This is a genomic window from Kitasatospora sp. NPDC003701 (assembly GCF_053587085.1).
Window position 1 is genome coordinate 133,699 of record NZ_JBSFNM010000003.1, and the last position, 20,255, is coordinate 153,953.

General features: G+C 72.9%; 15 protein-coding genes and 1 pseudogene. 5 read left to right on the forward strand and 11 right to left on the reverse strand.

Annotated elements, in window-relative coordinates:
* Window positions 1–28: 28 nt before the first annotated feature.
* Window positions 29–1,243 carry an enoyl-[acyl-carrier-protein] reductase FabV gene (fabV, locus tag ACWDRR_RS04225; RefSeq protein ID WP_449770644.1) on the reverse strand — a complete coding sequence of 405 codons (1,215 nt, stop codon included), beginning with the start codon at window positions 1,241–1,243 and terminating at the stop codon, window positions 29–31.
* Between the two features lie 331 nt (window positions 1,244–1,574).
* Here fabV and ACWDRR_RS04230 point away from each other — a divergent pair, with 331 nt between their 5' ends.
* Both ACWDRR_RS04230 and ACWDRR_RS04235 read left to right on the forward strand, forming a co-directional pair.
* Entirely contained in the window at window positions 1,575–4,004 is a 2,430-nt protein-coding gene (locus tag ACWDRR_RS04230; protein ID WP_449770645.1) for a PKD domain-containing protein, read from the forward strand.
* Between the two features lie 379 nt (window positions 4,005–4,383).
* Entirely contained in the window at window positions 4,384–8,385 is a 4,002-nt protein-coding gene (locus ACWDRR_RS04235) for a hypothetical protein (RefSeq protein ID WP_449770646.1), read from the forward strand.
* Window positions 8,386–8,509: 124 nt separating this feature from the next.
* Here ACWDRR_RS04235 and ACWDRR_RS04240 read toward each other — a convergent pair whose 3' ends face one another.
* The 8 genes from ACWDRR_RS04240 to ACWDRR_RS04275 form a co-directional block, all read right to left on the reverse strand.
* The gene (locus tag ACWDRR_RS04240; protein WP_449770647.1) at window positions 8,510–9,328 is read right to left on the reverse strand and encodes a class I SAM-dependent methyltransferase; all 819 of its coding nucleotides are present in this window, start codon (window positions 9,326–9,328) and stop codon (window positions 8,510–8,512) included.
* Window positions 9,329–9,487: 159 nt separating this feature from the next.
* A complete protein-coding gene (locus ACWDRR_RS04245) occupies window positions 9,488–10,063 on the reverse strand; it encodes a hypothetical protein (RefSeq protein ID WP_449770648.1) in 576 nt (191 codons plus the stop codon).
* Window positions 10,063–11,460, reverse strand: coding sequence for a hypothetical protein (locus ACWDRR_RS04250; protein ID WP_449770649.1), 1,398 nt, complete (start codon window positions 11,458–11,460; stop codon window positions 10,063–10,065). The genes ACWDRR_RS04245 and ACWDRR_RS04250 overlap by 1 nt, the downstream gene beginning before the upstream one ends.
* A complete protein-coding gene (locus ACWDRR_RS04255) occupies window positions 11,457–12,266 on the reverse strand; it encodes an ABC transporter ATP-binding protein (RefSeq protein WP_449770650.1) in 810 nt (269 codons plus the stop codon). Before ACWDRR_RS04255 ends, ACWDRR_RS04250 begins: the two co-directional genes overlap by 4 nt.
* Window positions 12,267–12,298: 32 nt before the next feature.
* Entirely contained in the window at window positions 12,299–13,114 is an 816-nt protein-coding gene (locus tag ACWDRR_RS04260; RefSeq protein ID WP_449770651.1) for a zf-HC2 domain-containing protein, read from the reverse strand.
* A complete protein-coding gene (locus tag ACWDRR_RS04265; protein WP_449770652.1) occupies window positions 13,111–13,671 on the reverse strand; it encodes an RNA polymerase sigma factor in 561 nt (186 codons plus the stop codon). The genes ACWDRR_RS04260 and ACWDRR_RS04265 overlap by 4 nt, the downstream gene beginning before the upstream one ends.
* 188 nt (window positions 13,672–13,859) lie before the next feature.
* Entirely contained in the window at window positions 13,860–14,393 is a 534-nt protein-coding gene (locus ACWDRR_RS04270; protein WP_449770653.1) for a putative immunity protein, read from the reverse strand.
* Between the two features lie 142 nt (window positions 14,394–14,535).
* Window positions 14,536–15,078 carry a DUF1707 SHOCT-like domain-containing protein gene (locus ACWDRR_RS04275; RefSeq protein WP_449770654.1) on the reverse strand — a complete coding sequence of 181 codons (543 nt, stop codon included), beginning with the start codon at window positions 15,076–15,078 and terminating at the stop codon, window positions 14,536–14,538.
* A gap of 349 nt (window positions 15,079–15,427) precedes the next feature.
* Between ACWDRR_RS04275 and ACWDRR_RS04280 the strand changes: the two genes are divergently transcribed.
* Complete coding sequence (locus ACWDRR_RS04280) at window positions 15,428–16,831, forward strand: outer membrane protein assembly factor BamB family protein (protein ID WP_449770655.1); 1,404 nt, start codon at window positions 15,428–15,430, stop codon at window positions 16,829–16,831.
* Window positions 16,832–17,114: 283 nt separating this feature from the next.
* On the opposite strand, the gene ACWDRR_RS04285 is transcribed toward ACWDRR_RS04280, so the two are convergent.
* Window positions 17,115–17,618: a beta-class carbonic anhydrase gene (locus ACWDRR_RS04285; protein ID WP_449770656.1), complete on the reverse strand. Its 504-nt coding sequence runs from the start codon at window positions 17,616–17,618 to the stop codon at window positions 17,115–17,117.
* Window positions 17,619–17,980: 362 nt separating this feature from the next.
* On the opposite strand from ACWDRR_RS04285, the pseudogene ACWDRR_RS04290 reads away from it, so the two are divergent.
* Window positions 17,981–18,337: pseudogene (locus tag ACWDRR_RS04290) on the forward strand (phosphotransferase); the annotation flags it as partial.
* A gap of 19 nt (window positions 18,338–18,356) precedes the next feature.
* Here ACWDRR_RS04290 and ACWDRR_RS04295 read toward each other — a convergent pair.
* Window positions 18,357–18,827 carry a MerR family transcriptional regulator gene (locus tag ACWDRR_RS04295; protein ID WP_449770657.1) on the reverse strand — a complete coding sequence of 157 codons (471 nt, stop codon included), beginning with the start codon at window positions 18,825–18,827 and terminating at the stop codon, window positions 18,357–18,359.
* Between the two features lie 132 nt (window positions 18,828–18,959).
* Here ACWDRR_RS04295 and ACWDRR_RS04300 point away from each other — a divergent pair, with 132 nt between their 5' ends.
* Window positions 18,960–20,009 (forward strand): aldo/keto reductase, encoded by a 1,050-nt coding sequence (locus ACWDRR_RS04300; RefSeq protein ID WP_449770658.1) that lies wholly within the window; start codon window positions 18,960–18,962, stop codon window positions 20,007–20,009.
* Window positions 20,010–20,255: the final 246 nt, after the last annotated feature.

The window sequence follows — 20,255 nt, forward strand, 5'->3', positions numbered from 1 at the left end:
CCGGTCCCCGGTGTTCCTCCGGACCTGGTCAGGCGGTGTGGTCGGGCCAGGGGGTGTCGGTGGCCACGGCGGCGGAGTAGTCGACGCCCGGGACGGAGAACCCGTACAGGCGGTGGACCTCGGCGCGGAACCAGTCGAGGTCGGCGAGGTCGGCGATGGTGGCGGTGGTCGCCGCCTCCCAGCGTTCGGCGACGGCCGCCTGGACGTCGTCGGTGAGCTCCCAGGTGTCCAGGCGGATCCGGCCCTCGTCGTCCGTGGCGAGCGGGGCCGCGCCGGTGAGCTGGTCCCACAGGGCCGCGAGCTGACGGATCGGCGGGACCACGCCCTCGCCCAGGACACCGCGCAGCAGCCCGGTGTACAGGGCGATGCCCGGGATGGCGGTGGAGGACTGGGTGACGGCGGCACCGTTGACCGAGGTCACGGCCCGCCCGCCCACCGTCCTGTCGAGCCGCTCGTTCAGCGTGCGCGCGGTGGACTCCAGATGGGCCTTGGCCACACCGATGGTGCCCTGCCGGTAGATCGCCGCCGTCAGCGGCGAGCCGATGTACGACAGCGCGGCGGTGGCGAAGCCCTCGGCGAGCAGGCCCCGGCCGGCGAGGTGGTCGATCCAGCGTTCCCAGTCCGCGCCGCCCATCACGGCCACGGTCTGCTCGACGTCGTCGCCCTCGGCCGGTCCGGTCTCGACCTCGCGGACCTCGGGAACGCCCTCGCCGTCGAAGACGAGGGTCCTGGTGCGGTTCGCCCGGCCGATCGGCTTGAGGACGGAGGAGTAGGTGGTGCCGGTGTCGGGGTCGGTGCGGCGGGGCGCGGCCACCGAGTGGACCAGGTAGTCCAGCCTGCCGCCGAAGCGCTGCTCGACGAGGTCGGCGACCTGCTCCTTCATCGTGTCGGAGAACGCGTCGCCGTTGAGGAAGACCATGTCCCGCCCGGCGGTGCGGGCGATGTCCGCGGTGGCGGCGGTGCGGTACCAGCCGGCCGTGGCGGTGCGCCGTTCGGTGGGCGCCTTCTCGAAGGACACCGCGATCCCGCGAATGCCGGCGCGCTTGAGCCCGGCGAGCGTGGCCGCGAGGCCGTACCCGGCGGAGGAGCCGATGATCAGCGCGACCGGTCCGGCGCTCTCCGGCGCGTCCGCGGGCGCGGGGCAGCTCTGCCACATGTCGGCCACCAGCTGCCGGCAGCCCGCCGGGTGGGAGTCGAGGAAGAGGAAGCCCCGGTTGCGGGGAGTGAGAACGCGCTCGGTCACAGTGGCAGTCCTACGGTCGGCCGGGACAAGGACGCGGCGGCCGACCGGCCACCGCGTCCCGCCAGTCTGCGACAGCGATCGCGCAGGTGGGAGCCGCGTCCGGGGACAACGATCACAAACCGATCTTGGCGTGTTTCCACCACGTCCGTGCGCCCGCGTCCGCCCGCCCGCGTCGTCCGCGCCGACGGGATACCCCGTTGAGACGGCGCGAAGGGCTCGTGGATACTTGTGCCGCCCTGTTCCGCAGTGTTCCTGCGAAGGGCTTCTGTCGGCGCGCCTGTCTGGATCGCGCCGTACTTCATGCTGTGTCATATCAGGGGGAAAACCGCCCATGGCAATATCCCGTCGCGTCGGCCTGGCCGTCGCGATCGCCGGCTCCGCGGTCGCCGGGACCGTGCTGCCGTTCACCGCCCACGCCGCGAGCGCCTCCGTGCTCCACGTGAACAACGCCCACGACGCGAACTGCTCCGACGGCGGCACCGGCACCCAGGCCCAGCCGTTCTGCACCGTCCAGGCCGCCGCGAACGCGGCCGAACCGGGGCAGACCGTCCAGATCGCGCCCAACCTCCGGCTCATCGGCCAGGTCACGATCAAGCGCTCCGGCCTGCCGGGCAAGCCGATCGTCTTCAAGGGCGACATCCCCTACGACTCGCCGTCCTCGTTCGCGGGGACCGACTCGTGGGGCCAGGGTGAGACCCCCGCGCCGCACGCCTTCGTGTTCGACGGCGTGCACGACGTCACCCTGACCGGTCTCAGCCTCGCCGCCCCGCAGGAGGCCGTGCTCGTCAAGGACTCCGCGCGGATCGTCCTGGACCGGAACGACGTGTCCGGCGGCGACCCGGTCTTCAACGGCGTCCGGGCCTACCCCGAGGCGACCCCGACCATCCGGGTCACCGGGACCAGCGCGGACGTCACGGTCAGCCGCACCCGCTCCTACGGCGCGCCCGTCGCCGGCGTCGCCGTCGAGGCCGGGGTGAGCGGCACCGTCGTCACCACCAACCAGATCGTGGAGGCCACCGGCCGGGGCGTGATCGCCACCGACGCGCCCGGCACGATCGTGGTGGGCAACACCTTCGCCCGCAACTGCCAGACCGACCTGGAGCTCGCCGGGACCTCCACCGGGGCCGTGGTCGAGAACAACATCCTCTACAAGTGGCCCGCCGCCCAGTGCACGGGGACCTATCCCACGGCGACCCCGCTGGTGGTGTCGGCCGGCTCCACCCAGGGCACCAAGGTCGACTACAACTCGGTCGTGCGGTCGAGCCCGGTCTCCTACTCCTGGGGCGGCACGTCCTACGCCACCCCCGCGGACTTCCGGGCCACCGGGCAGGGCGCGCACGACAACGACGCGAACCCGCAGTTCAACCAGGCGATGGAGTACGAGCCGGCCGGCACGGTCGGCCTGACGGACGCGGCCGACCCGACCGCCCCCGGCATGCTGGCCACCGACCTCTACGACCGGGCGCCGGCCGACCACCCCCTCCCCAACACCGCCCCTTCGGGCTTCCGGGACCGGGGAGCCATCGAACTCCAGGACCCGCTGCACGTCCAGCTGAGCGGCCGCCCGGCGCCCGTACGGGACCACCCGCTCAACGCGTCCTTCTGGGGCGACTTCTCGGCCGGCTGGTCGGGCACCGGAACGCTGGACTTCGGGGACGGCAGCGCGCCCCTCGTCGTCCAGTCCGGGATCAGCTTCCCCGACCACGACTACCCGGCCGCCGGCACCTACACGGCGACGCTGACCGGCACCAGCCAGTCCGGCGTGGTCCGCACGGCCACCAGCAAGGTGACCATCGCTCCGGTCCCGGACCTCAGGCCGCAGTTCAGCTGGGGCAACGGCGACCGGTCCCGCGCCCAGGTCACGGTGCAGGCCCAGACCACCAGCCCCTGGCCGGTCGTCCGGCACGTCTTCGACTTCGGTGACGGCAGCGCCCCCGCCGTCGTCGACGGCCCGAACACGCCCGCGCCGCTCACCCACGAGTACGGCGTCGGCGGCACCTACACGATCACCGAGACGGTGACCGACGACCACGGCCGCTCCGCGAGCAGCTCGCAGGCCGCACGGGTCGCGGGCCCGCAGGCGGGCGTGCCGTTCACCGGCTACTTCGGCGGCCCGACCAGCCACAACGGCCTGTTCGACAAGGGCCGTTGGGCGCTCTCGTACAACAAGTCCGACTCGACGCCGTCCAGCAACTGGAGCTTCGGCGACCCGGGCGACCTCCCCGTCGTCGGCAACTGGGACAACACCTGCCAGTGCCAGTCGGGCATCTACCGTCCCAGCACCTCCACCTTCGCCCTGAGGCACGGCGACGGCTCCGTCTCGACGGTCCAGTTCGGCGACCCGGGGGACATCCCGGTGGTCGGTGCCTGGGACCGCGGCCGGAACGACCAGCTGGCCGTCTACCGGCCCAGCGCCGGCCTCCTCGCCGTGCGCCACGACGACGGCAGCGTTTCCACCATGCGCTTCGGCGACCCCGGCGACCTCCCCGTCGTCGGCGACTGGGACGGCGTCCACCACGCCCAGTTCGGCCTGTTCCGGCCCGGCCGCAACGCCGGCGACCCCAACCTCTTCATCCTGCGCCACGACGACGGCAGCGTCTCCACCGCCGTCTACGGCGAGAAGGGCGACCTCCCGGTCGTCGGCGACTGGCTCGGCACCGGCCGCACCACCTTCGGCATCTTCCGCCCCAGCACCCACGTCTTCGCACTGAGCTACGCCTACGCGGGCCGCACCGACGTCGCCTACACCATCTACTACTGACACCCCACCGACGGAACCGGGGCGGCGCTCGACCGAGCGCCGCCCCGGCGTCGTTCCCCGGGAATCCGCCCCGGCCCGGTCCAAGCCCGTAGAGCCCGGTGAACGGCCGCCGGACGGGGCACCGGACCGTCGGCACACTCCCGCCCCAAGGGTCCGCCGACGACAGCGAGAGCACGGCGCGCCGGGCCGGCCCGAATTATCCCCGTCGCGCACGCGGGGTTCCCGTGGCACCCTCGTCCCTGCCGGAGCACATGATCACAATGTCGTTCCGGCTCGCTAGAATCCCGGCTGCGCCGAGCTCCCGCAGCGGTCGATGAAAGTCAGTCAGGTACGTCCTGAGATGGGGGAAGAGATGAGCATGCTGCCGTCAGGCAGACGTGTGCGACACCGACGGATACGAGCGGTCACCACCACGCCCGCCGTCCTGCTGTTCGCCGTGCTGGCCACGCTGATGGGCCAGATCAACCCGGCCGCCGCCGCGGTGAATCCGCCCGCGGCCACCTCGTCCGCGAGCGAGCCGGCGGCCGCGCCGACGACCACGCCGACGACCACGCCGACCGCCGCACCGGGCGAGCCCGCCGGGCAGAGCCCGAGCACCACCGCGGAGCCGGTGCCCACCGCCGGCCCGACGGCCCCGGCACCGCCCGCGGTGGACCCGAAGGCCGCGCGCGACGCCGCCGTCCAAGCACTCAAGGCGGCCGACCCGACCGGTCCCTGTCCGGCGTCGCTGACTCCCGGCACGGTCGCCACCTGCGTGATCGACCCGGACAGGACGGCCACCGTCACCTTCACGCTGGCGCAGCCCAAGGACGTGGTCTTCGTCCAGGCCGTCGCGGTCTACTCGGCGGTCTACCCGCAACTGACCGCGCCGGACGGCACCGCCGTCAGCTGCGCCAACCTCTCCACCGTGCTGCGCTGCGCCACCGGCCAGGCGGGCACGTACACGCTGGCGGTCCGCAACGGCGACTTCCGGTCCAACGGCGTCTCGCTGTCCTACCTCCCGCTGCTCTCCGGCACCGGCTGCACCGCGGTGACCGCCGCCGACCGCAGGCTCGGCACGCGGAACGCCTTCTCCCGGACGCTGTCCCAGGGCTCCGCGGGCGACTGCTACACGCTGGACCTCGCCGCCGGCGACACGCTGCGGACGTACGTCTCCGGTCTGCCCAACGAGCAGGTCTTCGACGCCACCGGCACCGAGCTGTGCGCGCACAGCTTCGGCGACCCGGTCGTCTGCAAGCTCGCCGGCCCGGCACCGTTCCGGGTCCTGGTGCAGCGCACGTGGGGCGATTCGGTGGCCTACAACCTCGCCGTGGAGCGACTCGCCCCGGCCGAGGGCTGCCTGACGGTCGAACCGCAGGCGTTCGGGTCCGCCCCGGACCTCAGCTCGACGGTGCGCTGCCGGCTCCTCCACGTCACCGCGGCCGGCACGTACTCCTTCGCACCCGTCACGGCCGACGGCACCACCCTGTCCGGCGAGCTGTACACGGCCGACGGCGTCCGGCTCACCGGCGACTGCTACCAGGGCGTCGGCTGCGACCTGACACCCGGAACCTACACCTGGGCACTTGAGGCCCGGACGTTCGAGAACCCGGCGTTCGGCATGGTGTTCCGCTCGGACGGCGAGACCCGGGGCTGCACCGCCGGCAAGGACGACGGACTGGTCTCCGGCGCGGCCGCGGGCACCTTCGGCGCGCGCGGCCGGGCGGACTGCCTGATCCTGCCGACGGCCACCGGGACCGGCGTCTACCTGCTCAACCGGCCGCCGACGACGGACGGGAACGCCACCGCCACCGTCTTCGACGCGGCCGGCGCCAAGCAGTGCGGCAACGAGGGCTACCCGTCGGCGATCTGCCGGCTGACCGGTACCGCGCCGTTCCGCGTGGTGCTGACCGGCGTGCCGGGCCAGGCCTACCAGTTGGTGGTTCACCGGACCGGCGACACGGCCGGCTGCCTGGCCTGGCCGCAGAGCCCCTACGATGGCAGCTGGGGCGCGGAGTTCACGCTCACCGCGACCGTGAAGCAGGCCTGCCTGGGCCTGCCGGCCGACCGGCACTCCACCGCCGAGCAGTTCGACTACACCAACACCGCCAACCGGGTCAACGCCTCGGTGCAGGTGGTGGACCCGCAGGGCACCGTGGTCTGCTCCACCGGCAGCAGCTCGGCCTTCAACTGCCGGTTCAGCCCCGGCGTGGCGTACACGGCGCTGCTGACCAACAGCACCTGGGGCGACACCTACAAGGTGGTGCGGCGGGACATCTCGCCCACCGCGAACTGCCTCACGCCGGCGTCCACCGCCTTCGGCGGACCGTCCCTCCCGATCGAGCTCACCTCGGCGCTGGACGCCCGGTGCGTGCGGGTCACCGCCGCCGCCACGGACAAGCTGTGGCTGGCGGCGCGCACCGCGGACGGCACGGTCGAGTCGCAGGTCGTCGACGCCGACGGCACGTACGTCTGCACCCAGTGGGCCGGCGCCGTGAACCCCTGCCAGCTCACCGGCTCGACCTCGTACACCGTGGTCGTGGTCGCGGCCGGGTACAGCGGCACCACGATCCACGCCAACGTGGACACGTGGACGGTCGGCACGTCGAGCGGCTGGGCACCGGAGTGCACCGCGCACCAGGCGTCGATCGCCGGGTTCCCGACCCGGAGCGGGGTGTTCACCGAGTCCGCCACCGCGTACTGCGCGGTGATCGACATGCAGCCCTCGCAGTCGTTCACGGTGTCCGGCGTCACCAGCGCGACCGCGGGCGTCCAGCCCTTCGTCTGGCTGCTGAGCCCCGGCAGGTGGACCACCGGCGACCTCAGCTACCAGTGCGGCAACAGCTCCGGCGTGTTCGGGGCCCGGTGCCAGAGCACCAGCTCCGCCGAGGGCGGCCGGGCCGTCCTGGTGATCGGTCCGGGCCGGGCCGCGACGCCGATCGAGTACAGCTTCCAGGGCACCTGCGAGTACCCCAACTGCACCGGTCCGGCGAACCCCCTGACGGTGGGCGCGGTGAGCCCCGCCACCGGCGCCGCCGGGACGCGGGTCCAGGTGGAGATCCGCGGCAGCGGCCTCACCCTGGGCAGCAAGCTGGGTCTGCGCCGCGACGGCGTCCCGACCCAGCCGTCCGTGACCCCGCTCTCGGTCAACGCCGACGGCACCTCGCTGCACGTCCTGGTGGACACCAACGGCCTCGCGCCGGGCGGCTACGACATCCAGGCCGACGGCTACCGCACGGTCCTCGCCAACGCGTTCACCGTCAAGGCCGCCCAGACCCCGGCCAAGGGCCGGTTCGTCCCCGTCCCGCCGTCCCGCATCCTCAACACCGTCTCGGGCGTCGGCGCCCCCGCCGGCCGGGTCCGTCAGGGCGGTGTGGTGACGCTGCAGGTCGCCGGCGTCGGCGGGATCCCGGCCAGCGGCGTCACCGCGGTCGTGCTGAACGTGACGGCCGTCAACCCCACCCGGAACAGCGCCATCTCGGTGTACCCGAGCGGCCGGCCGGTGCCCGACCTGCCGACCGTCAGCTTCGCGGCCGGGCAGAACGTGCCCAACCTGGTGACCGTGCCGCTGTCCAACGGCAAGGTGGACCTGCGCAACGCCTGGGGCGAGGTCGACCTCGGCGTCGACGTCGCCGGGTACTACACGGACGGCGGCGCCGGCTCCCTGCTGAGCCCGGTCAACCCGACGCGCATCCTCAACACCGTCTCGGGCGTCGGCGCGCCCGCCGGCCGGGTCGGCTGGGGCGGCGTGGTGCCGCTCAAGGTGACCGGGGTCGCCGGCGTCCCGGCCACCGGCGTGACGGCGGTCGTCATGAGCGTGACCGCCGTCAACCCCACCCAGACCGGTTTCGTCACGGCGTACCCGCACGGCCAGGCGGTGCCCGACGCGTCGAACGTCAACTTCACCACCGGGCAGAACGTCTCCAACCTGGTGACCGTCCCGGTGGGCACGGACGGCAAGGTGGACCTGTACAACGCCTGGGGCGAGATCGACCTCGGGGTCGACGTCGTCGGGTACTACTCCGCCAAGGGCGCCACCTACTCGGCGTCCGACCTGGTGCGGCTGCTGGACACCCGCACCGGCGAGGGCGCCCGGATCGGCGCGCTGGGCGGGGCGGGCGACGTGGTCAGCCTGAAGGTGGCCGGGGTCGAGGGTGTGCCCTCGACCGGCGTCACCGAGGTGCTGATGAACGTCACCGTGGTGTGGCCGACCGACACCAGCTTCCTGACGGTCTACCCGCACGGGACGGAGCGTCCGGACGCCTCGAACATCAACTACCGGCCGGGCGAGGTCGTGTCCGCGCTGGTGATGGTGCCCGTGGTGGACGGGCGGGTGTCGTTCACCAACCAGTGGGGCGCCACCGACGTCGTCGCCGACCTGATCGGCTACTTCTCGGCCTGAGCCCTCGGCCCCGGCCCGCTCCGCGGAGACGGAGAGCCTGCCGCGCCGCCCGGACCACCGGGCGGCGCGGCAGCGCCGTTTCCGGGGGCGTCCCCGCTCCGACCGGCGCCGGGGGTCCGCCCGCCTACACCGCCCTGGTCGCCCGGATCGAGTAGATCAGCGGGGTGCGCGGGTGCCCCTCGGGGAAGCGGTAGGCCCCCTCCTCCGACTCCAGGACGGGGAAGCGGGGGAACAGGGTGAAGTCGTGCTCGTGCAGGAACTCCACGCGCAGGCCGACCGCCACCAGGGCGCTGACGACCTCGCCGATGCCGTGCTGCCACTCGACCGTCACGTTCGCGGTGGTCTCGGCGCCCAGGTCGGCGTAGGTGCCGGACTCGTCCCAGACCATCGGGTCGCGCCGGAAGTAGTCGGTCTCCACCGTCCGGCCGTCCTCGGCCAGGATGTCGGCGAACGGGTGGAACTCGGCCAGGTAGAGGAAGCCGCCGGGGGCGACCAGCGCGGCCGCCGTCCGGGCCCAGCGGTCGAGGTCGGGGAGCCAGCACAGCGCGCCCAGGCCGGTGTAGACGATGTCGAAGGTCTGCGCGTCGAGCACGTCGACGGCGTCGTACACGTCGGCGGCGACGAAGCGGGCCGTGCCCGCGCCGATCTCCTCGGCCAGGCCGTCGGCCACGGCGATCGCCGGCTCGGAGAAGTCGAGGCCGGTGACGGTGGCTCCGTGCCGGGCCCACGCGAGCGTGTCCAGGCCGATGTGGCACTGCAGGTGGACCAGGGTCTTCCCGCTGACGTCGCCGACCTCGGCGAGCTCGAAGTCCCGGAGCGCCTCCCTCCCGGCGACGAAGCCGGGGACGTCGTAGAACGCGCCGGAGGTGTGGATCGGGACGCGCTCGTCCCAATTGGCGCGGTTGACCGCGCGCCAGTCTGCGGGTACCGGATTCTGCGTCATACGAGCCACGCTAACCAGCGACCCGGACGCCGCCCAAGCGGATTACGGCGACCGGCCGCACGAATCGGCCAGGGCCGGCAACGGCCGGAGCGCCCCCGGCCCGCCCCCTCGATCGGGGCGGGCCGGGGGCGGCCGGGCCTGGTTGGACGCGGGTGCCGGTTACCGTCGCGGTCCGGCCACGGCGTACGACACGGTGCCGGTCACCAGCAGGATCAGCGCCGTCCAGGTGGCCGCCGTCGTGCCGGCCGGCATGAACATCCAGCCGACCACCTCGCCCACCCGGCCGGCCGGCACCGTGCCGAAGAGGAGGATCCCGAGCCAGCCGGTCGGCAGGGTCCACGCGAACTGCGCCCCGAACACCGCCGCCCCGAGCGCGGCCAGGCCGACCAGCCCGGCGGCGTCCCGGACGAGGACCGCGGTGGCGGCGAGCTCCGGGCCGGCCGCCTGGACCGCCAGCAGCGCCGCACCGGCGACCGTGCCGATCAGCAGCACGTGCACCGCCCGGCGGAGCACCCACCGGATCGCGGCCGTCCGGTCCAGCATGACGTCCTGCCCGCCGAGCCCCAGCGCGGCGGCCGCCACGTTCGCCGTGAGCACCAGGACCACGGTCGGCAGGTCCACCGGTCCCTCGCCGCTGCCCGGGGCGAGGGACCAGAGGGCCACTGCGGTGAGCGTGACCGCGGCGGCCGAGACGGGCACCTGCCGTGAACGTGCGTACAGCGTCAGCCACCTCATCAGGACGCCTCTCCCACCAGGGCCGCCAGGGGATCGCCCGGCGCGCAGGAGAGCGAGGCGGCGCGCACCTCGGCCATCCGCGCGCGCTGCTCGGCCGGCGGCAGCGCCGCCAGCTTCTCCCAGGCCGCGTCGGCCCTCGTCCATGCCGTGCGCGCGTACGGGTCCGCGTCCTTCGCCTCCAGCGGTTCGAGGCGGGGATCACCGAGGGCCCAGCTCGCGGCGAGGCTCTGGGCGGCGACGTCCGCCAGCCCCCCGCCCTCCCGGGCGTTGTGCCCGCGGCAGTTCGGCGCCAGGCCCTGGGCGACCAGGACGCGGGTGAGCTCCTTGCCCGTCGCACGGGTCATCAGCGTCTCGTCGAAGTCGACCAGCACCACGTCGGCGGAGAGCGCACGGTTCGCGCCGAGCGCGCGCAGTGCGGTGTCCTCCCGCACCGAGCCCGGCGCCCGGTCGCCCAGGGCGTCGCGCAGCAGGCGCAACGCCTCCTTGCCGTGCGGCGCGAGCTCGGGCAGCCGGTACCGGTTCGCCTGCGTCACGCACACCGGACCGTCGCAGACCAGGGTCGCGGCGGCCCGGTCGACGACGTAGGTGTCGCGCGGATGGGCCGGCAGGACCAGCAGCGCCAGGGCCGCGCCGACCAGGACGGGCACCACCGCGAGCAGCCGGGCCCGGCGGGTCGCGGCGACCAGCAGCGCGAAGCCGGTGGCGAGCAGACCGAGCAGCCAGAGCGTCTGGCCGAGGTGCACGGAGCCGGACAGGGTCAGCAGCATCTCCCGCGGGTCCGGGGTCACCGGGGACAACTGGGCGAGCACGTTCGGCGCGTGGCTCGTCGGCCGCTCCCCCTCGACGACCGGCCGCAGCAGGGCGTCCACCATCAGGAGCACGACCATCACCAGGGCCGGCGGGGTGAGCGCGAAGGGCAGGGCCCGCGCGACGCCCATCCCGAACACGGCGCCGGCGACCAGGGCCAGCACCGCCACCAGCGAGATCGGCAACCACCCGAGGGGCAGGTAGGTGGTGCCACCGAGGACCACCTGGACTCCGCCCACGAGGACGAGGAGGCCGAAACCCGCCACCAGCGCGAGCGCCGTCGCACCGGCCGGCAGCACCGCACGGCGCCAGGCCGGCCGCGGTGTGGTCGTCAGCAGTTCGGTCATCCGCGAACGGGAGTCGCGCAGCCCGTACAGCGCCCCGAGGCCCACCACGAGCGGCCACCAGAAGCCCAGCAGGTACCGGGTCCACATGGCCATCGAGGTCCACTGGGCCGTCCACCCCGCGGTGCCCTGCCACCAGATCCCGTTGATCAGGCAGAGCACCGCCAGGCTGCCCCCCAGGATGAGGATGCCGCCCCACGGGGCGGCCGAGCGCCTCAGCTCGGTCCGCAGCACACGTCCGTTCACCAGGTGCCCCCGCGCTGCTCGGAGTTGCTGAGCAGCGCCGAGTAGCCGCGCTCCAGGGGGCTGTCGCCCGGGTACTCGGAGCTGCCCGCCGCGGCGAGGACCTCCGGGGTGCCCTGGAAGACGAGCCGGCCGTCGGCGAAGAGCACCACGTCGGTGCAGGCCGCCGCGACGTCCTCGACCAGGTGGGTGGAGACGACCACGCAGGCGTCGCGGCCCAGTTCCTGCAGCAGCTCGCGGAACCGCAGCCGCTGCGCCGGGTCCAGGCCGACCGTCGGCTCGTCCAACAGCAGCAGCATCGGGTCGTTGACGATGGCCTGGGCGATGCCGGCCCGGCGCAGCATGCCGCCGGACAGCGTCCTCATCCGCTGGTCGGCGCGGTCCGCCAGGCCCACCCGCTCCACGGCCCGCTGGACGGCGCCGGGGATGTCGGCCTTCGGGACCTCCTTCAACCAGGCCATGTACTCGACGAACTCGCGTACCGTGAAGCGCTTGTAGTAGCCGAACTCCTGCGGCAGGTAGCCGATCCGGCGGCGCAGCGCGCGGTGGTCGCCGATCCTGCCCACGGAGTCGCCGAGCAGCTCCAGTTCACCGCCGGCGGGGCGCAACACGGTGGCCAGGGCCCGGATCAGGGTGGTCTTGCCCGCTCCGTTGGGGCCCAGCAGGCCGTGGGTGCCGGTGCCCAGGGAGAGGTCGAGCCCGTCGACGGCCAGCTTCCTCCGCCCGGCCCGGACGCTCAGGCCGGTGGCCCGGACCTCCCAGGCGTAGGTCTTCGGCGCGGTGTCGACCGCGCTCGTGGTGGGTGTCATGCGGTGGGTCCCTCCGAGGGTCAACAAGGCTTTCACAGCGTCGAGTAGGCGTTTCTGCGGGCGATCACGGCGCCGGTGCCGAGGGCGAGGAGCAGTCCCCACACGGGCAGCCCGTCCGGCCGCAGGGCGAGCGGGACGTCGCCGGCGACCCATGCGGGTGCCGCGACGACGGCGCCCCACCCGGCCACCAGCGCGCCGGCGGCGCGGGTCACGCCGATCACGCTGCCCAGCGCCAGGGCGGTGGAGGTGAACGCCAGCGAGGGCAGCAGCCACTGCGCGGCCGTCGTGGCGCCGGTCAGCCACCCCACCGCCAGGAGAGCGGGCAGCACCACGAGGAGTACCGCCGTGGTGCGCCTGAGGAGCAGGGGCAGCCCGGCCCGGGCGGTGGAGGCCGTCAGTTCGTACGCCGGGTCCAGGCCGCGCGACCACGAGGCCGCGACACCGCACAGCGGCAGCACGGGCGCGACCAGCAGCACGGGTGAGGCCTCACCGAAGAGCGACGGCGGCCCGGCCACGTCCAGCACCAGCGCCACCAGGCTCACCAGGACGGCCATGGCCAGCCACGGCGTCATCGCCGGCGGCATCCAGGCCGGCGCCCACCTCGGGCGGTGCCGCCGCGAGGGCGCCCTGACGGCCGCGTCCAGCTGCGGCTCCAGACCGGCCCGGACGGTGTCGACGAGCGCGGCGATGCCGGGTGCCCCGGTCGCCACGGCAGCCGACAGGCGGCCGCGGCACGGGGCGCAGGTCTCCAGATGGGCCTCCAGGGCCCACACCGTGTCCGCGGCCATCGCCGTGTCACCGCGTGCGTACTCGTCGATCAACCGCGTCGACGCATGCTCCGCGCTCATGCCATCGCCTCCCGCATCGCGATCCGGGCCCGTCGGGCACGTGTCTTGACCGTGCCCTCGGGCAGTCTGAGCAGGACGGCGGTCTCCCGGACGGAGAGCCCGTCGAGCACCATGGCCTGCAGCACCTGCCGGAGTTCCGGCGCCAGTTGCCGGAGAGCGTCGCCGACGTCGCCGCCGACGGTCCTGGCCAGCACCTCCTCCTCCGCCGCGGGCGCCATCGCCGACCCGGCGGCGGCGACCGGTGGTTCGGCGTGATGGGCACGGCGCCGGAAGGCGTCGACGAGGCGGCGCGCCGCGATCGTCCACAGCCACCCGACGGCCGACCCGCCGACCGCGCTCCCGGCGAACGCGCCGGCCGCGCGCCACACCGCCAGATAGGTCTCCTGCATGACCTCGGCGACGATCTGCTCGTCCGCGCAGCGGCGGCGCAACCGCACCGCCAGCCACGGCGACGTGCGCCGGTACAGCTCGTCGAACGCCCTGCGGTCGCCCCTGGCCACCAGCCGGAGGAGGCGTTCCTCGTCCAGCTCGTCCAGTGCTCTCCTGCGTGATCTCACACCAGCCAGACGACGGATCCGGCGCGCAGGTTCTGCGTCGGGAGTGATCTGCGTCACAGTGTCATGCGCGGGGGTTTGCTGGTCCGCCGCCCCCGCCGGTCGCGGCGACGCCCGACGGGCGCCCACCGGTGCGGCATCAGTGGGAGCGGCCCCGGCCGCGGCCCGCCCGGCGGCCGCCGGCCCTCCGCTCAGCCCCGCAGGGCGGTTTCGAGCCGGTGGCGGTACGCGTCCAGCCGGCTGCGACCGGGGACGAAGAGCGGCATCTGCCGCAGGATCCCGCCGACCGCCGGCGGCGCGTGCTCGATCGCCCAGCGGATCTCCTCGTCACCGGCACCGGCACCGGCACCGGCGTCGCCGTCCGCCGCGAGCTCACGGGCGTGCGCCACGTACATCGCCGGTCCGAGGGCGTGCTTCGCCTGGTGCGGGGTGGCGATCGGGTGGATGTAGGGGCTCGCCGCGGCGTAGCCGGCGGCGCGGGCGGCCGCCGCGGCCACCGGATCGTCGACGTCCCGTGCGGCGGCGAGCGCCGCGACGGCGACCGAGCGCAGCCGGGCCGTCCGCTTCCCGTCGCGGGTGAAGACGCGGATGCCCTCGACGGCCTCGCGGGGGCGGGTGTCGGTGGGAGCCTTCGCCTCGAACAGCGGCAGCACCCGCTCGGCGCAGTCGGCAGCCCAGGCTCCGAGAAGTCGGCGGTCTTCGTCGCTGATGCTCACCTTGTCCACCCGCACATCCTGCCCGCTGCCACCGGCCCCTGTCGCACCGCGCCGCTGTGGTGCGGGGCCCGCCCGGTGGCACGCGGCCCCGGAAGCCCTCGGGACCGGACACGCGCCCTCCACAGAACCCACCCCCGGGGCCCGCGGGGCCTCAACGCCGCGCGTGGCGTACCTTCAGCCGTCCCATCCCCATGGCCCCGGAGATCCGGATCGTCGGCCCACCGGAGCCGGCCCCTCGCCGGGGGCGGTAGAGCGTGTCCTTCCACCCGGCGCGCAGGCCCTCGATGTCGACGACCGCGTCGCGCGGCACCGTGATCTTGGCCCGGCCGGTGCCGAGGTGCAGCTCGATGTCGACCACCGGATGCTCGAACACCGCCCGGGAGAGGTCCAGTTGCACCCTGCCGAGCGCCGACTCGACCTTGAGGACCCGCGGCACCCGCCACACGCCGCGCCGCAGGATCCGGCCACTGACGGCGCCGATCGCGGACGTGGTGCCCGCGTCCTCCGCCGGGAGCGAGGCCAGCGCCCGCGCGAGTTGGCCGTGCGTCGCGGCGGTGAGCGCCTGCTGGAGCAGGCCGTCCATCTCCTCGTGCGAGAGGTGCCCTTCGGCGTACGCCTCCTGGAGACGCCGCACACCCGCGTCGCGCTCACCTTCGCTGATCCGTCGCGGCTGGTCTTCCGGCAGAGAGATCATCCGCCCACCCTACTGCCGCCCGGACGCCGCGAACACGCCAACGTCCGTGACAGGCAAGGCATCCGGCGAGAAGGGGCCCGACCACCCCGGACCACCTCGTACTCACCCGGCCGATCGAGCGATCGGACTGACAGACGATTCATCGAGTGGAATTTCGATACCCGGCCAGACCGTGACGATGCCCATCCATGCGGTCCGAACTGGGAACTCACCGAACCCCGAACGCTTGGCCGACGCTCCCGGAGCAGACCGATACCGATTGGAGAGGCTGCCGATTGGTAGGAGCCGGGGCAGATCGAGTAAGTCTGGGTATCCGATGGTCCCACCACACCGGGAAGGGGGTCCGCCGATGGGCAGTCCGGAGAAGTCTCTGCACCCGGCCGTGGTGAGCAATCAGGTGACCGGCCATGCCATCGTGAACGGCCACGTCTTTCAGGCTCAGAACCTCAGCGTCACCGTGGTAAGCCCGGCCTCGGGGCCGATCACGCCAACCGAGAAGCCTGCTCCGCCACACCCGAAGGGGCGCGACACCACGCCGGTGCCGCCATCGCCCAAGGCGGGCCGGGGAAGCAGGAAGGTGGCCGGTGGCAAACGTCGCAGAGCCCACCTTCCTACACGGGCGTGGGGGCCGGTCCCGATCGGCGTCCGACCGGGACCGGGGAAGGATCGATCCAAGCTGGCCAAGGTCCGCCAGCCGTTGAACCTGAACGGCTCACTCGTGGTCGGCGAGGGCTGTCGTCTCCATGTTCTCGACGCCCATGACGGGAGCCGACGGTCTCTCATCATGGCCGCAGATGACTCCAGGCCTCACGCGGATTCGGGCCAACTCTGTTTCCAGGGCCTGAACCGGCAGGTCAACACATATGATCTGCGCACCGGAAAGCAGCATCGTTGGAACCCCGGATTCCGACTCCATGAAGGCATGACCAGCACCTCCGGGGGAACCGCCTTCACGGTCGGCCCGGACGGCATCGTCACCGCGTTGGACCTGCTCCGACGGCAACGGCGCTGGGCCATGACGGAGGTGGCCTGTCGCATGGTTTCCACGCCCCGGGCGGCAGAGGGTCATGTCATCGGTCTGGGCTCCATGAAGCCTGGTGCGGACCGCAGCGTGGACTGCGTGGCTGCGCTTCATGAGGAGGACGGGACCGGAAGGTGGCTGCACCCGACGGACGCCCCACTGTCCGAGGTGTGGTCGGCTTCCGATCGCACCGTCTACGTGATCGAAGTGGTTTCGCCGCGCATGCGCCTCGTCGCCATCAACATGTCCACCGGCGCGGACCGGTGGAAGTCCGAGTGGTTCGAGGGTGCACCTGCGGATCTCACCGTCGCGGGCGGAACAGCCTTCCTGCGCACCACAGAACATCAGCTGCACGTCGTGGACACCGGCGACGGTCGGACCCGTTGGAGCACCGTCGACATCACCTTCTCCCCGACCGTGGCGGACGGCCGCGTCTTCCTCGTCGACAACGCGAGCAGGATTGCGGCCGTGGACCTGGCCACCGGGCACGACGTCTGGCCACGCAGACCGAGCAAAGGAACTCTGCTCACCACGCCCTTCGTGAAGGACGGAGCCGTCTACACCATCGGGCACATCGGGCTGATGACACGGGATGCGGCGACCGGGCGCGCACTGGCCCCGCCCTACCCCATGAGCCTGAGTCCGGACAATCACGGCATGCCCGTGCTGCTCGACGGAGTCCTCTGCTTCACCAACGCGCGCCGCGAGGTCGAGGCCGTCTTCCTCGGCTGAGCGGCCCCTACCTCCTGGGTCAACCCCCTTACCCGTTCGAGGTGTTCCGCTCCCGGGAGCCGGCGAGCAACCGGCCCTCGAACAAAAGCGCCCGCGCACCCCGCAGGGCATGACTCCGATCGACGACGAGCCAGCCGGCGTCACCGCCCACGCAGCCAACGACATCCGGCCGCGAGAACATCACCGCACCCTGCGCCCCAGCAACGTGAGCTCGTACCGGGCGCGCAAGGCCCCCCGGTGCCCCGCCCGCGCGGGGCGGGGCACCGGGGGGCGGATCGCACCGCTACAGGACGACCTCTTCGAGCTTGCCGGTGGCGATGTCGAAGACGAAGCCGCGCAGGGCGTCGGTCTTCGGGACGAACGGGCTGTTGCGGATCCGGGCGGCGGACTGCCGGACGTCCGCTTCCAGGTCGGCGAAGGCCTCCGCCGCCCACGGCGGCTTGATGCCCGTCTCCTCCCGGATCGACTCGCGGAAGGCGTCGTCACCGAAGGTCAGCATCCCGCAGTCGGTGTGGTGGATCAGGATGATCTCCCGGGTGCCGAGCAGGCGCTGACTGATCGCCAGCGAGCGGATCGCGTCGTCGGTGGCGACGCCGCCCGCGTTGCGGATCACATGCGAGTCGCCCTCGTCGAGGCCGAGCACCGCGTAGACGTCGAGACGGGCGTCCATGCAGGCCAGGACGGCGCTCTGGCGGGCCGGCGGCAGCGGCAGCGGCCCCTGGAAGTCCACCGCGTAGGCGGCGTTGTTGCGGAGGTAGTGCTCGGTGGCGGTACCGGATTCGGTCATGGCAGTCCCCTTCGAGGGCGGAGGTTCAGGGCAGGGTGGAGGGTCGAGCACAGAGCGCAGGGCGCAGGCGGGCGCGGCGGACGGCGGTCTGGCCGCCGGGGTGGAACGGGGCATCGGGCCGGGTCACGCCCCCCGCAGGGACCGGACGGCGACAGCGCGGCGCACAACGAGGGCGCGCGCGGCGAACCGTGCGTCAGCAGCCGAGCGGACAGCTCGCACTGGACAGGCGGCCGAAGTCGACGTGACGACGGCGGACAAGCTCGGTCATAACCGCAAGGTAACGCCCAACACGGCCGGTACGCCAGGGAATCCACCCGTCACCACCCGAACGAGGCACCCCGGGCGGAGCCGCGCCGGACACAATGACGGCAGACAGCTCAGGAACGGGGGCTCCTCGCACGGCCGACTTCACGATCGACGAGACGTTGGTGCGCGGACTTCTCCGGGAGCAGCAGCCGGATCTCGCCGGGCTGCGCCTGCACCGGGCGGACGCCGGGTGGGACAACCAACTGTGGCGTCTCGGCGACGAGTTGGCCGTCCGTCTGCCCCGCACGGAACGTGCCCCGGCGCTGCTGCGCAAGGAGCGGGAGTGGCTGCCCGTCCTGACTCCGCGACTGCCCCTGCCCGTCCCCGAACACGTGCGGGCCGGCGAACCGTCCGCCCGCTTCCCGAGGCCGTGGAGCGTCGTGCGGTGGGTGCCGGGCGAGCCGGCGGACCGCCGGCTCGACGCGCCACCGGTCACCGCACCGCTGTTCCGTGCTGAAGCACCGGCATGCCGTCCGCCTCGGCCGAAGGGGACGGGGCATGACATTGGTGGGCGGCGGCGCCGCCCTGGTCGACGAGGTCCTCGTACACCCCGACCTTGAACCGGATCAGATCCAGGGACTCGGTGAGCCTGCTGATCTCGGCGGTGACGCGCTCCTGGTGCTCGCGCATGAGCGCGAGTCGCTCCTCCACGTTGCCGGCGCCTTCTCTGACCAGGTCGGCGTACCGGCGGAGCGCGGTCACGGGCATTCCCGAGGCGCGGAGGATGATGCAGACGTCCAGCCAGGCCACGTCGTCCTGGCCGTAGACGCGGCGCCCGCCGGGCCCGCGGCGCACGGGGTTGACGAAGAGGCCCTCGTGCTCGTAGAAGCGCAGCGCGTGCACGCTCAAGCCGGTGCGCTCGGAGACCTCTCCGATGCTCAGTGTTGGGGTGACCTCAGCCATGCCGCCAGCGTAGCCGGGGGTGATCGGGGGTTGATCTAGAGCGGACTCCAGTTCCTAGGGTTCCTCGTGCGGCCGACGATCCGACGATCCGTCGGTCCCTCCCATCGGTCGACCCAGTAAGGAAGCATCACCATGCGCTACCGCACCCTCGGCGGAACCGGTATCGAGGTCAGTGTCCACTGCCTCGGGACGATGATGTTCCAGGACGGCTGCAACTCCGACCACGACGACTGCGTCCGCATCATCCACGCCGCCCTCGACCAGGGGATCAACTTCGTCGACACCGCCGACATGTACGGACAGGGCGAGTCGGAGGAGATCGTGGGGAAGGCGCTGCGGGGGCGCCGTGACGACATCGTGCTCGCCACCAAGGTGCACTTTCCGATGGGCGAGGGCCGCAACCGCGGTGGCAACTCCAGGCGGTGGATACTCAAGGCGGTCGAGGACAGCCTCAGGCGCCTGGACACGGACTGGATCGACCTCTACCAGGTGCACTTCCCCGACCACTCCACGGACATCGAGGAGACGCTCTCGGTGCTCAGCGACCTCGTGCGCCAGGGGAAGGTCCGCGCCTTCGGCTGCTCGAACTACCCGGCCGAGGAGATCGTCGAGGCGCACCACGTCTCGGAGCGGCGCGGCCTCGGGCGGTTCCGCACCGCCCAGCCGCCCTACTCGATCCTGGCCCGTGGGATCGAGGCCTCGCTCCTGCCCGTCGTCGAGCGCCACGGCATGGGCGCACTCGTCTGGAGCCCCCTCGCCTTCGGCTTCCTCACCGGAAAGCACCGCAAGGACCGGCCCGTCGACCTGACGACCGGCCGCGCCGCGCTCCGACCGGCGCTCTTCGATCCGGCGCGTGCGGAGAACGCCGCCAAGCTCGACGCCGTCGAGCAGCTCGTCGAACTCGCGACGAGCATCGGCTGCACCCTTCCGGAACTCGCCGTGGCCTTCACCGTGGCCCACCCGGGCGTCACTTCGGCGATCATCGGGCCGCGGACCATGGAGCAGCTCGACGGCCTCCTCAAGGGTGCCGCGCTGACCCTGGACGACGCGACGCTCGACCGGATCGACGCGATCGTGCCGCCCGGGGTGAACCTGTACAACCCGGCCGCCTCCCTCCCCCCGCGATCGCTGACCGACACCGCCTTGCGGCGCCGCCCGCTCGCCGAACGCGCCGCCGCCTGAGTGACGCGGTCGTGGTGAACGGGTTCCTCGTTCGGGCGGGTCGCCGATCGGAGGCCGCACGGCTCACCGATCTGTGCACGGTTGGTCTCCGGCCGCCGATACAGCCGATGCCGGCCACGCCGGGAAAGACGTGGCCGGCATCGGCAGGCCGGGGATGCGAGCGGATTCGTCCTGAGGAGATCCGATTCCCGTCCGGAGTCGGCGGCCGTCGCAACCGGGCAATCGACGGGCATCGCAACCCCGGGA